The following is a 12,231-nucleotide window of genomic DNA, read 5'->3' on the forward strand; positions in this document are numbered from 1 at the left end:
CAAGGCGCATATGGACAATTGGCCGCAGCCCTTAGCACTCCTCCAAATGCTTCAAGCCGACGCTTCCAACCATCACTTCTGGTCGGAAGATGAAGGGAGCTCTTTGCTGTCCTGCGTTTGATCACGATGAATCACCGCACGGCTCAGCAACATGAGCGTTACCGGCGTTGTGATGACCACAAAGACGGTAATCAACACTTCATGCAGAATCGGCTTGGATTGCAAGATGGAGAAAAACATGATGGAAGCGATCAAGATTCCACCTGCACCGAACGAAGAACCGATCGTTGGTGCATGAATGCGTTCATAAAAACTCTTAAAACGAACAAGTCCAATACATCCGACGAGCGTCAGGAAAGCACCGGCGACAAGAAAAAATGAAATAATGATTGCAGCCCAGACGGGCAGATCAGCAGCTCCGATCATTCGATCACCTCCCCGCGCATCAGGAATTTGGCAAGCGCCACCGTTGCAACGAAACCGAGTAGCGAAATAATCAGCGCGGCTTCAAAATAGATAACGCTGCCAGTCCGCATACCAAATGTGAGCAGCAGAAGAAGAGCATTGAGATAAAGCGCGTCGGTAGCAAGCACGCGGTCCTGCGCACGCGGGCCGATAAGCAGGCGATAGACAGCACAGCCCATTGCAGCAATCAGCATGACTTGTGCAGCGAGCAGCGACCAGAAAAGAATAACTGCGCTCATGCCGATTGCTCCTCTTTTACGATGTCTCTTGCTCCGAATATGCGAATAAGCGGCTGCTCATAACGTTGCTTGATGGTCGTTCGCCAAGCCTTTGCATCTTCCAGATCCAGAACATGGATTGTCAAAGCCTTGCGCGCGACGTTGTAATCGACCCAGGCAGTACCGGGCGTCGTCGTAATGATGCATGCAAGCACCGCAAGGGCGGTTCTGTTTTCCAGATCGAGCGGAATAACAACGAAGCCTGGATGACGCTCCTTACGGGGCGACAAGATCAGTTTCACCACAGCAAGGTTTGATGTGAGAATATCAAGGCTTACGGCGCCAAACAGCCAGATCATGGTTGGTACAGAGCGCAAGTGGTTCTTCTGTGGCTGAAGTGCTGTCATTGCATGGCAGGCAAACAGCGCAATGAAGACGCCGAGGATCAGCTGCGCGCGTGTAAACCCGTTCAACAGAAGCCAAAAGATGATCAGCGAAACGAAGAGCAGCGGGAAAGGTAGAATTTTTCTCATTTTACCTCCACTGTTTCACGGCCCACACGAGGCGCATTCAGGACACTATCGATATAATCTTTTGGACTATGCAACGATCGAGCCGTTGCATCCATGTATTGCATGGCCGGGCCAGCTGCGATTGTGAGCGCCAGACACACGGCCAGAAGACCGGCGATTGGCACAACTTCGCGGACGAGAACGCGCGGGACATTACCTTCAAGGGATGCCCAGAAGGTGCGTATGCCGGTACGGGTCATCGCAATCAAAGCCGACAGACCAGATAGAAGAATAAGCGCGATCAGCGCCCAGCTTGCCGGGCTGACAGGCATGGCCAGTGTTGGTGCTGTCCCATCGCCATTGAAAACGGCTGCAAGTATCAGGAACTTGGCAATAAATCCCGAGAACGGCGGCAGGCCGATCAGCAGAATTGCCACAATAGCAAAACAGGTTCCGAGGATGGCAAGCGTTGCAGGCAAAACAACGCCGACTTCCTCTTCATCGTCCTCTTCTTCATCGTCACCATAGGCTTCCATGGTAACAGCGAGAACGTTTGCAGCCGCATCCTGTCCGCGCTCGACCAGCTCGATCAGCAGGAAGAATGCTGCAATCGTCAGTGTCGAGCTGACCATATAGAAGAGTGCAGCGCCGGTCATAGCGGTATTACCACTGCCAATAGCTGCCAATAGCGTGCCCGAAGAAACCAGAATGCTATAGCTTGCAAGACGGCCCATGGCCTGCGAAGCGACAACGCCGATAAGGCCAAAGGCCAGTGTGATCATGCCGCCGTAATAAAGCCAGTCACTGCCGAAGCCGTAAGAGTCCCCTGCTCCAATGCCGAACATAAGCGGCGAAAGACGCAGCAGTACATAAATGCCGACCTTACTCATAATTGCAAAGATCGCGGCAATTGGAGCAGCGGCAGCCGTATATGCGGGTACGAGCCAGAAATTGAGTGGCCACATACCCGCCTTCACCAGGAAGGCGACAGCAAGGATGGCAGCACCTGCCTCCAATAGCATACGATCTTCTGGCGTAACCTGTGCAATCTTCTGAGCAAGGTCGGCCATATTCAACGTTCCGGTGACACCATAAATCAGACTGACGCCGATCAGGAACAGGGACGATGCAACCAGATTGACTGCAATATAATGCATACCGGCTTTAACGCGTGCCGGGCCAGAGCCATGCAACGCCAGACCGTAGGAAGCTGCCAGCATGACTTCAAAGAAGACGAATAGGTTGAATAGATCGCCTGTCAGGAAAGCGCCGTTCAGCCCCATCAGCAACAGCTGGAAGATCGTATGGAAATTCGGACTGGCCTTGTGCCAATGCGCCAGCGCAAAGCTGAGCGCTGCCATTGCGAGCACACTTGTCAGCACCAGCATGAGCGCAGCAAGTCTGTCCAGAACCAGCACGATGCCGAATGGAGCTGGCCAGTTACCGATCAGATAAACATCTGCTGCCGGCGCTTTGTCGCTTGCGACACCCAGCAATGTGAAGGCAATGACAATCAGGCCTATGATGGAGATCGAGTTGATCGCCATCTTCAGCTTGCGCTTGCGTTCGTCGAACATCAGCAGCAATGCAGCCGTTACCAGCGGCAGGAGAATGGGAGCGACGATGAGGTGCGATTTCCAATCCATCATCAATTCTCCTTGCCGTCGACATGGTCGGTACGTGTCATTCCGCGCGATGCGAGCAACACGACAAGGAAAAGTGCGGTCATTGCAAAGCCGATAACGATAGCAGTCAACACCAGTGCTTGTGGCACTGGGTCGGTATATTGAGCCGCCTGAACATTGATACCGGAGTCAAGTACTGGTGGTGCATTGGTCCGCAGGCGACCCATCGAAAAGATGAACAGATTGACGGCATAGGAGACGAGCGCCAGACCTATGGCTACCTGGAACGTACGGGGGCGCAGAATAAGCCAAACGCCGGACGACATAAGAACGCCGATTGCTATAGCGAGAACAAGTTCCATCAGTTCTCCTCCTTCGCAGCGGCTAGTTTTTCGACACGGTGTTTACGGATGGACTGGTGAGCCAGCGCGATCAACATCAGAACTGTGGCACCCACGACCAGAGCAAATACGCCGATATCAAACAGAAGCGCACTCGCAATCGGCATTTTCCCGATATTTGGAATGTCGGCATACTGGAAATACGATGTCAGGAACGGATAACCGAATATCCAGGCGCCCGCCCCTGTCGCGGCCGAAACAAGCAAACCCACGCCGATCCAGCGTACCGGCAGGATGCGCAGGTGATCCTCCACCCAACGCGTACCAGCTGCCAGATATTGCAGAATAAACGCGATTGCCAAAGTAATACCCGCTGCAAACCCGCCACCCGGCAGATCATGACCACGCATGATCAGATGGACTGCAAGCACGATGATGACCGGGAAAAGCCACTGCATGATTACGGACGGCACTGCGAGATAATCGGTGAGCGTTTCGCCCTTCTCGCGGTCTTCCATTGCCTCATCATAGGCGTCCTGAATCTTCTGCTGCGCGGTTGAACCGGTGCTGTCTGGAGCAGGACGGAAACGACGCAGCAATGCGAAGACTGTAAGACCCACAATGCCAAGAACGGCAATTTCACCAAAAGTATCGAAGGCGCGGAAATCAACCAGAGTAACGTTGACCACGTTTTTGCCGCCACCGCCTGAATAGGCGTTCTGCAAGAAGTAATCACCGATGCTCAAAGGCGATGGACGCGTCATCATCGCATAGGAAATGATGAAAACACCGACCCCGCTGCCAATCGCCAGCGCAAAGTCACGATAGCGGCGCAGACGTGGACCAAACTTGACGGGGATCGGATCTGGATCTTCCCAACGCTTTGGCAGCCAACGAAGGCCAAGCAGAAGCAGAACCGTTGTGACGATTTCCACCAGCAGCTGTGTAACTGCAAGATCAGGCGCAGAAAGCCAAACGAAGGTGATGCAGGTGATCAGGCCAGCGCCGCCGAGGAGTATAAGAGCTGCAAGGCGATGATACTTTGCCTGATAGGCTGCACCAATCGCGCAGGCTCCACCCAATATCCATAGGCCTGCGAAAATCGGATCGACAGGCTGAGCACCCAGCATTCCGGCATGGATACCGTCTTCGAGAATTGGCCATGCGGCCGCGACCAGTGCAACAGCTACAACAATACGCAGCTGCGGTTGCAGGCGTCGTGTGCTGAAGAAGCTTTCAGCCTTACGAGCCCAGTTCCATGAAAGCGTGACAAGCACGCGCTCGAAAATACGCTGGCCCTGCAGGTGACGGAACAATGGAGGACCATCTTCACTCGTCGCAAGATAGTTTTTCAGCGCCCAGAACAGGATGATACCGCCGATCATCGCAACAAAGCTCATCATCAGTGGCAGGTTGAAGCCATGCCAGACCGAGAGACTATATTGCGGTGTAGCATCGCCAAGCACTGAGAGAACAGCTGAATGCAGGAACGGACCGATAGACAGAGCTGGAATGATGCCGATTAGCAGACAAAGCAGAACCAGCAGCTCGATTGGACGGCGCATCCAATGCGGTGGCTCATGCGGCTCTTTTGGCAAGTCGTGTGGCGGCGGTCCAAAGAAGGTCGAATAGATGAAACGGATCGAATAGGCGACCGTGAAAATGCCTGCCAGCGTTGCAACATAAGGCGTGATCGTGTCGAGCCACGAAGCCATGTGCGTTTCAACGGCTTCGGCAAAAAACATTTCCTTGGAAATAAAGCCATTAAGCAGCGGAACACCGGCCATCGATGCGCTGGCAACCATTGCCAGCGTTGCCGTATAGGGCATCGCTCGCGCCAGGCCGCTAAGCTTCCGCATATCGCGCGTGCCGGTTTCATGATCGATTATGCCGGCCGCCATGAAGAGCGATGCTTTAAAGATCGCATGGTTGACCATGTGGAAGATCGCAGCCACAGCAGCAAGTGGACTACCAAGGCTCAAAAGCGCTGTAATGAGACCAAGATTGCTGATGGTCGAATAGGCAAGCAAGCCTTTGAGATCTTGCTGAAATACAGCGAAGAAGCTCGCGATCAACAACGTGGTCAAGCCTGCGAGACCAAGTATCCAAAACCATTCTTCAGTGCCAGCAAAAACCGGCCACAAGCGCGCAAGCAGGAATACACCTGCTTTCACCATTGTTGCGGAATGCAGATAGGCCGAAACTGGCGTTGGGGCGGCCATCGCATTTGGCAGCCAGAAATGGAACGGGAACTGCGCGCTTTTTGTGAATGCGGCCAGAAGAATGAGAACAAGCGCTACAACGTAAAGAGGGTGCGTGCGAACGACATTTCCGGCTTCAAGAACCTTGTCGAGATCGTAGCTTCCAACGATGTGACCCAATAGCAGCACGCCTGCGAGCAGACAGAACCCACCAATACCTGTAACGGTGAGTGCCATACGTGCGCCATCGCGGGCACTGGCATTCTGATACCAGTAGCCAATGAGCAGGAATGAGAAAATACTGGTCAGTTCCCAGAAGACTGCGAGCAGAATGATATTGCCCGAAAGCACCACGCCGAGCATCGCGCCCATAAAGGAGAGCAGGAAAGAAAAGAAGCGCGGGACCGGGTCTTCCGGCGACATATAATAGCGTGCGTAAATGACGACCAGCAGGCCGATGCCGGTAATCAACATGGCAAAAAGCCATGCAAAGCCATCCATTCGCAACGTGATGTTAAGGCCGTAAGCAGGCAGCCACTCGATTGTGCCACGAATGACACCACCATCTGAAACGATAGGATAAAGGCTTGCCGTTATAACGAATGCGACCATTGCGATCGCGGCGGTGAACCAGGCTGATCCTGTACGATCCACGCCTCTGAATAGACCTGTTATAGCGCTGCCAAGAAAGGGAAGAAGGACTAGCAAAAAAAGCATTCTGCCGTCCATCGTCATGCGCTAAAGGCCTCCTAAACCGAATTCTTGGTTGATCCGAAGCAGGCACCGCTCAAGAAAACAGCAACAGAAACGCTCCGGTAAGTTGTCGAGTGGAATCATATATTCCGATGTCATTATTATGACCGGCTAGCGGTTATTATGGCAATAGCTTTCAATGGCTTATCGCAATGATTTGAATCATTTTAGTCTGCAAATGGCCAGGAAATGCGCGTCTTTGGTATGGGTTTTCCACATATCAGCTTTTTCCTGGACATATTGCCGCGTAAATTTTGCATCTGAATGACAAGTGCCGGTTGCAGGGATTATCGATATTTATGAGTGATTCCTAACCTTCAAGAAGGACTTTCGTCAGACGATCAGCTTGTACTCGGATATCAGGCACAGCCGTCACTTCCCAATAGATGCCTTTGGTCACTGGTCCGATGGCAAAGATCGGCCCTGAAGGTTCTCCCCGTGCATTGAGAACTTGCAGATCCGCGGTGACGTCAAGACCAAGATCCAGCGCGTCCGGCTTTGCCAAGCCGTTTTCCATCAGGCTGATCAGTGCAGAGTTGCGCGTGGTTGAAAAACGGGAACTACCGCCACGGCAATCGATGATCGTCGCTGCATCAAGCTGTTCTATCGCTAGCCCGCGACGTTGTCGGTAAAGAATGGAAATGTGCTCTGCCTGGTTTTTGACGGAAACGAGGTGTGCGGCAATGATTGTTAGTTGCCCTGACTGTCGTGCAGCTTCAATGCGATCTGCTATGACGGGCGCCATTCGATGGCGATGCACGTCCCACCACGGTCGCAAGTGACGCAAAAAACTCTGGCGTTGCCTGATCGGCAATCTAGACCAGATGTTTTTCGTATGCGGTCGCAATCCGTCAATAACGTCGCGCCAGCTTTTGCCTTCGTTTTCCCGCTGATCAATCATATGCCGAACATCACGCAGCAGAGCGGGTAAACCATCAGCGACGGGAAGTTGTTCTGCGTCTATCGACATAGCATCTGCCGGTGCGTGGCGTGCCGGTAACAGTCCGCGTCGTGAAATTGCGTGGATCTCACCCTTATGTCCACTATCGAGCAACGAAATCACGCTATCGACCATGGATAAGCCGGTGCCAAGAATAGCGACTGGATCATTCGACGGAATGTCGAAATATCCATTGCTGGACCAATATTCGGTTACATGATTTCCGGATGTTGCAATCGCGGCTTCGTTTCCTGTCGCGATGATAACGGCATCGGCAGGAAAACGCTCACCTGATGAGCTCGTCACTAGTGGACGGCCGCTTTCAATCGCGACATCTGAAACTTCCGAACACTCGATAAAAAGACGCTGCTGCTCACTCGTCAGATATGGCTGCAGCAAGTTTTGGAGATAAAGTCGGTAAAACGCGCGCGGTGCAAAAGATTGCGGCTGCCATTCGCTTGCACTGAGCGTTTCGGTGTTGGTTGTGAGCCAGTTTAAAAAGTGATCCGGCTTTTCCGGAAAAGCGCTCATATTACTGGCGCGAACATTTAAAAGATGGTTGGGGTTTTGTGTTGAATAGGCGATCCCTGTCCCGATATCACCTGATCGCTCGAATATGCGAACGCTTGTATCTGACGATTGTCCAAGCAACTGCGCGGCCATCAAAACACCGCTCGCACCACCACCAATAATAATAATTGACTTCAAATTATCGTGACCTCATTGCCCGTCGCTGGTTTACGGATATCGCATCCATCGACCCGTTATTTTGGGCATTCCCTTGTTTCCTACTAATTTGATCAGATTTTAAACCGGCGGGAAAGAAAAAATCCTAAAGACAGCTAAAACGTAGCAACTCTGGTTCACCAAAGGATGACAATGATACGGCTGTCCATCCCTATTTGTTGACAGTGTGTTTCAGAAACACGGGCTGGCGTCTCGTGTGAAAATCACAATATTTGCAACAAGTTTTCCCACTCGCTGCGATTGGTTCGCAGCATAGAATCGCAGAACAACAGGACATTGATGATGAGCAATAGCTATATCGAATCCCTTAAGAAGCGCCGCACACAGTATGCTCTTGGCAAGACGCTTCCCCTCTCCCAGGACTCCGTCGCCGAACTGATCCGCGAAGCCATCAAGCATTCGCCATCGTCATTCAACTCCCAGAGCTCGCGCGCAGTTGTGCTGTTTGGCGCCGAAAGCGACAAGGTTTGGAACATCGCCAAGGAAGTGCTTCACAAGATCGTTCCTGCGGACGCATTTGCTCAGACTGAAGCCAAACTCGACAGCTTCGCAGCTGGCGCGGGTACAGTTCTGTTCTTTGAAGACCAGAACGTCGTTAAGGGTCTTCAGGAAAATTTCGCGCTTTATGCAGACAACTTCCCAGTCTGGTCTGAACAGGCTGGCGGCATGGCTCAGCTTTCGGTTTGGTCCGCTCTTGCCAATGCAGGTATCGGTGCAAGCCTTCAGCACTACAATCCGCTGATCGATGCAGAAGTTGCCAAGACCTGGAACATTCCAGCTTCGTGGAAACTGCGCGCGCAGATGCCTTTCGGTTCGAACGAACAGCCGTTCGGCGAAAAGGCATTCATGGACGATGCCGACCGCTTTAAAGTCTTCGGATAATTTCTTCCAAAGCATCAGGTAAACGGCTGGATTTTCCAGCCGTTTTTATTTTGCGGCTAAATTATTCCCGCCATTGTGCCCCCTCAAAAAACGGAATCTAATGCTCGCGCGTGCTTGAGAGTCGCTGTCTGGGGAGACGCGACGGATACGCAATGAGCATTGACGATCATTTGCCTTGATAGGCTCTGATCTCCAGAGGGACACCGCATGAAAGCCAACACTCAAACCTCCTTTTTCAGCTTTAATAAGAATGTCGTTGCGACACGAATGATGCGCGCGAGCATTCCGGCAGCACTTGCCTTTGCGCTTTGCCTCTCGGCCTCGCCTAAGGCTGTTGAAGCTGCCACGCCAGCGGACACGCTTGTGATCGCGATGAGCATCGATGATGTCATTTCGCTCGATCCGGCAGAAATTTTTGAGATCACAACATCGGAAATGCTCACCAGTACTTACGAGCGCCTGGTGACGACCGATACCAAAGACCCGACGAAGATCATTCCGCAGATTGCTGAGAGCTGGACATTTTCAGACGACGGTAAGTCGATCACCTTCAAAATCCGAGACGGTTTGAAATTTGCGTCAGGCAATCCGATTACCGCACAGGACGCCGCTTACTCTATTCAACGCGCGATTAAGCTCGACATGAGCCCGGCATTCATATTGAGCCAGTTCGGTATCACGCGGGAAAATGTCGATCAGAATGTGGTTGCCGTTGACGATAAGACTTTTGTTTTCACCACTGGCAAAGCCTTTGCACCAAGCTTCGTTCTCAACTGCCTGACCTCTAGTGTCGCGTCTATCGTTGACAGCAAACTGGTGAAGGAACACGAACAGAAAATCGAAAAGACCGATACCAATCCATATGAAACGGATTTTGGTTATGGATGGCTGAAGAACGGTTATGCCGGTTCCGGCCCGTTTTCCGTCAAGCAATGGCGCGCCAATGAGGTGCTGCTGCTTGAGCGCAACGACAATTATACAGACGCGAAGCCTGAGATGAAGCGCGTCATCTATCGCCATGTGAAGGAAGGTATGTCGCAACGCCTGCTGCTTCAGGCGGGTGATATTGATATTGCACGCAATCTTGAACCGGGCGACATCGAGGAGCTTGGCAAGGACAGTAAGTTCAGCGTCATCAACGCTCCGAAAGGCCGTATCTACTTTCTGAGCGCAAACCAGAATGTGCCAGAACTGGCCAAGCCGGAAGTGCGTCAGGCACTGAAGTATCTGATTGATTACGATACGATTGAAGCCACGCTGATCAAGGGTATCGGCCGTACGCATCAGTCATTCCTGCCGCTCGGCATGTTTGGTGCTACCGACGACAAGCCGTTCAAGTACGATGTTGCGAAAGCGAAAGAACTGCTTGAAAAGGCAGGACTAAAAGATGGTATCAGCATCACGCTTGATGTTCGCAACTCTCAGCCTTATGTCGGCATCGCAGAAAGCATCCAGCAGACCATGGCGAAGGCCGGGGTGAATGTCGAAATTTTGCAGGGCGATGGTAAGCTCACGACAACCAAGGTCCGTGCGCGCAAGCATCAGATGGCGCTTGGCATCTGGGGACCCGACTATTGGGACCCGCATACAAATGCAGTCACCTTTACCAACAACCCGAATAATGGTGATGAGGTAAACTTGCGGACCACGGCCTGGCAGGCCTCTTGGGATATTCCCGAGCTGACAGCGGAAACAATGGCCGCAGCAGAGGAGCGCGATACAGCCAAGCGCGAAGCCATGTATCACGATCTTCAAAAGAAATTTCAGGAAGATAGCCCTATCACAGTAATCTATCAGCAGATCGAAACGGCTGTAACGGCTTCCAACGTTCACAATTTCAACATGGTGGCGGATGCCAACTATGTTGCAACAGTGACGAAGGACTAAAACAAGAAAGCCGGGCGACAAAACGCCCGGCTTTCTCTTTATTTCTCGAAGCTGAAAGAAGGTAATTGTTCGAGTGCCGATTTCAGCGCCTCGGACCAGCTTTCAGACACCGTCTGATAGTAAGGATCGGTCGCTTCAAAGCGGCGATGCTCACCGAGCTTGAGATTGTCACTTTCATAGATCTGCATATCGAGTGGCAGACCAACCGAGAGATTAGCCTTCAGCGTTGAATCGAACGAAACCAACAGCAGTTTCACCGCGTCTTCAAAACTCATTTCAGGCTGATAGGCCCGTACCAGAATGGGCTTGCCGTATTTGTTTTCGCCTATCTGGAAAAACGGCGTGTCATCTGAACTCTCGATGAAGTTGCCTTCGGGATAGATATAAAAAAGGCGCGGCTGACCGCCCTTGATCTGCCCACCCAGAATGAAGGATGCACCGAATGCATCCGCATTCTGTCCACCTGTGGCCGAATTTGAGATGACTTCTTTGACCGTATCACCAATAAGCCGCGCAACCTGAAACATGGATGGCGCTTCGAATATCGAAGGATGGCGCTCTTCCGGTGCCTTCATGCGCTCTTCAAGCAGGCTCGCAACGGCTTGCGTCGTCGCCAGATTGCCTGCCGACAGGAGCACGATCACGCGCTCGCCCGGCTTGGTCCAGCTCCGCATTTTCGAGAATTTCGAGATATTGTCGAGGCCCGCATTTGTCCGGGTATCGGACATAAACACAAGGCCGCGATCAATCTTCATTCCAACGCAATAGGTCATCAACAGTTTCCGGCAGGCAAATCGTAAATTGAAATAATCACTGCCCTACATTGATGTGTACCGCAAGGCTTTCAACCGCTCCTCCAAGCCTTACTCCTGAAATTGGTGCAGCATCACGGTAATCAAGGCCGGTTGCAATCCGCACATAGCGATCATTGGGGCAGACATTGTTTGCAGCATCAAAGCCGACCCAGCCCAGTCCATCGATATGTGCTTCTGCCCATGCATGGCTTGCAGTCTGTTCTTCCATGCCTTCCATCAGCAGATAACCGGAAATGTAGCGTGCGGGGATTCCCAGCAAGCGGGCTGCAGACAGAAAGATGTGGCTGTGATCCTGACAAACGCCCTTGCCTGCCTCAAGCGCACTTTCTGCATTTGTGGCAACACTGGTGGTGCCGGGCATATAGGCGACCGCTGTATGAACTGCATTCATCAGCTCGTGCAGCAATGCAAGACGCTCCTGCTCTTTGCCGAGATCGCCAGCGAGAGACCGAATGCGCTCTCCAGGTTCGGTCAGCGGTGTTTCTCGCTCAAAAAGCCAGAGCGGAGCATAACCATAGACCGGGCCAAGCACGCCGACGCGATCCTCAACCTCGACGCTGCCGCTGGCTGTAATAATGATCTCGTTGATGTTTCGTGCGTGCTGCACGAGGTCGGTTTTATTACCGAAGCCGTCAATATAGGAGACTTCAGGCTCGCCGCCTTCTATTTTCAGCTCCCAATGTTTGACCAGTTGTCCCGGCAGCGTCGGTGGGCGCAAACGCAGGCGCTGCACCGCATAGGGAACCGGATTTTCATAGCGATAATGCGAAACGTGCCGGATATTGAGCAGCAAGCGAACACCTCAATAAAAATTATAGGTTTCGGCGATCTCATTGCCGAGCCGA

11 protein-coding genes are annotated in these 12,231 nt (G+C 52.3%); 2 read left to right on the forward strand and 9 right to left on the reverse strand.

Annotation, left to right across the window (positions count from 1 at the left end):
• Nucleotides 1-72 precede the first annotated feature (72 nt).
• The 7 genes from mnhG to RT142_RS20335 form a co-directional block, all read right to left on the reverse strand.
• Entirely contained in the window at nt 73-426 is a 354-nt protein-coding gene (mnhG, locus tag RT142_RS20305; protein ID WP_007879184.1) for a monovalent cation/H(+) antiporter subunit G, read from the reverse strand.
• Nucleotides 423-704: a K+/H+ antiporter subunit F gene (locus RT142_RS20310; protein WP_007879189.1), complete on the reverse strand. Its 282-nt coding sequence runs from the start codon at nt 702-704 to the stop codon at nt 423-425. The genes mnhG and RT142_RS20310 overlap by 4 nt, the downstream gene beginning before the upstream one ends.
• Nucleotides 701-1,216, reverse strand: a complete 516-nt coding sequence (locus tag RT142_RS20315) for a Na+/H+ antiporter subunit E (RefSeq protein ID WP_007879190.1) — start codon at nt 1,214-1,216, stop codon at nt 701-703. The genes RT142_RS20310 and RT142_RS20315 overlap by 4 nt, the downstream gene beginning before the upstream one ends.
• Entirely contained in the window at nt 1,213-2,841 is a 1,629-nt protein-coding gene (locus RT142_RS20320; protein WP_007879193.1) for a monovalent cation/H+ antiporter subunit D, read from the reverse strand. Before RT142_RS20320 ends, RT142_RS20315 begins: the two co-directional genes overlap by 4 nt.
• A 2-nt stretch (nt 2,842-2,843) precedes the next feature.
• Nucleotides 2,844-3,182: a Na+/H+ antiporter subunit C gene (locus tag RT142_RS20325; RefSeq protein WP_007879195.1), complete on the reverse strand. Its 339-nt coding sequence runs from the start codon at nt 3,180-3,182 to the stop codon at nt 2,844-2,846.
• Nucleotides 3,182-6,097, reverse strand: coding sequence for a monovalent cation/H+ antiporter subunit A (locus tag RT142_RS20330; RefSeq protein ID WP_007879197.1), 2,916 nt, complete (start codon nt 6,095-6,097; stop codon nt 3,182-3,184). The genes RT142_RS20325 and RT142_RS20330 overlap by 1 nt, the downstream gene beginning before the upstream one ends.
• 328 nt (nt 6,098-6,425) lie before the next feature.
• On the reverse strand, nt 6,426-7,763 hold the full coding sequence (locus tag RT142_RS20335; RefSeq protein ID WP_313031084.1) for an FAD/NAD(P)-binding protein: 1,338 nt from the start codon (nt 7,761-7,763) through the stop codon (nt 6,426-6,428).
• A gap of 321 nt (nt 7,764-8,084) precedes the next feature.
• Here RT142_RS20335 and RT142_RS20340 point away from each other — a divergent pair, with 321 nt between their 5' ends.
• On the forward strand, nt 8,085-8,684 hold the full coding sequence (locus RT142_RS20340; protein ID WP_007879201.1) for a nitroreductase family protein: 600 nt from the start codon (nt 8,085-8,087) through the stop codon (nt 8,682-8,684).
• A gap of 207 nt (nt 8,685-8,891) precedes the next feature.
• The gene (locus RT142_RS20345) at nt 8,892-10,571 is read left to right on the forward strand and encodes an ABC transporter substrate-binding protein (protein ID WP_313031087.1); all 1,680 of its coding nucleotides are present in this window, start codon (nt 8,892-8,894) and stop codon (nt 10,569-10,571) included.
• Between the two features lie 38 nt (nt 10,572-10,609).
• On the opposite strand, the gene RT142_RS20350 is transcribed toward RT142_RS20345, so the two are convergent.
• Nucleotides 10,610-11,344, reverse strand: coding sequence for a proteasome-type protease (locus tag RT142_RS20350; protein WP_313031090.1), 735 nt, complete (start codon nt 11,342-11,344; stop codon nt 10,610-10,612).
• A gap of 37 nt (nt 11,345-11,381) precedes the next feature.
• A complete protein-coding gene (locus RT142_RS20355; RefSeq protein ID WP_079213818.1) occupies nt 11,382-12,179 on the reverse strand; it encodes a transglutaminase domain-containing protein in 798 nt (265 codons plus the stop codon).
• Nucleotides 12,180-12,231 lie beyond the last annotated feature (52 nt).

This window comes from Brucella sp. (genome assembly GCF_032066345.1).
Classification (GTDB): domain Bacteria; phylum Pseudomonadota; class Alphaproteobacteria; order Rhizobiales; family Rhizobiaceae; genus Brucella; species Brucella pseudogrignonensis.

Excerpts from the sequence above, each read along its gene's own strand:
- RT142_RS20345 (WP_313031087.1), top strand. The coding sequence starts at position 8,892 with ATGAAAGCCAACACTCAAACCTCCTTTTTCAGCTTTAATAAGAATGTC.
- mnhG (WP_007879184.1), bottom strand. The coding sequence starts at position 426 with ATGATCGGAGCTGCTGATCTGCCCGTCTGGGCTGCAATCATTATTTCA.
- RT142_RS20315 (WP_007879190.1), bottom strand. The coding sequence starts at position 1,216 with ATGAGAAAAATTCTACCTTTCCCGCTGCTCTTCGTTTCGCTGATCATC.
- RT142_RS20320 (WP_007879193.1), bottom strand. The coding sequence starts at position 2,841 with ATGGATTGGAAATCGCACCTCATCGTCGCTCCCATTCTCCTGCCGCTG.
- RT142_RS20350 (WP_313031090.1), bottom strand. The coding sequence starts at position 11,344 with ATGACCTATTGCGTTGGAATGAAGATTGATCGCGGCCTTGTGTTTATG.
- RT142_RS20340 (WP_007879201.1), top strand. The coding sequence starts at position 8,085 with ATGAGCAATAGCTATATCGAATCCCTTAAGAAGCGCCGCACACAGTAT.
- RT142_RS20330 (WP_007879197.1), bottom strand. The coding sequence starts at position 6,097 with ATGACGATGGACGGCAGAATGCTTTTTTTGCTAGTCCTTCTTCCCTTT.
- RT142_RS20310 (WP_007879189.1), bottom strand. The coding sequence starts at position 704 with ATGAGCGCAGTTATTCTTTTCTGGTCGCTGCTCGCTGCACAAGTCATG.
- RT142_RS20325 (WP_007879195.1), bottom strand. The coding sequence starts at position 3,182 with ATGGAACTTGTTCTCGCTATAGCAATCGGCGTTCTTATGTCGTCCGGC.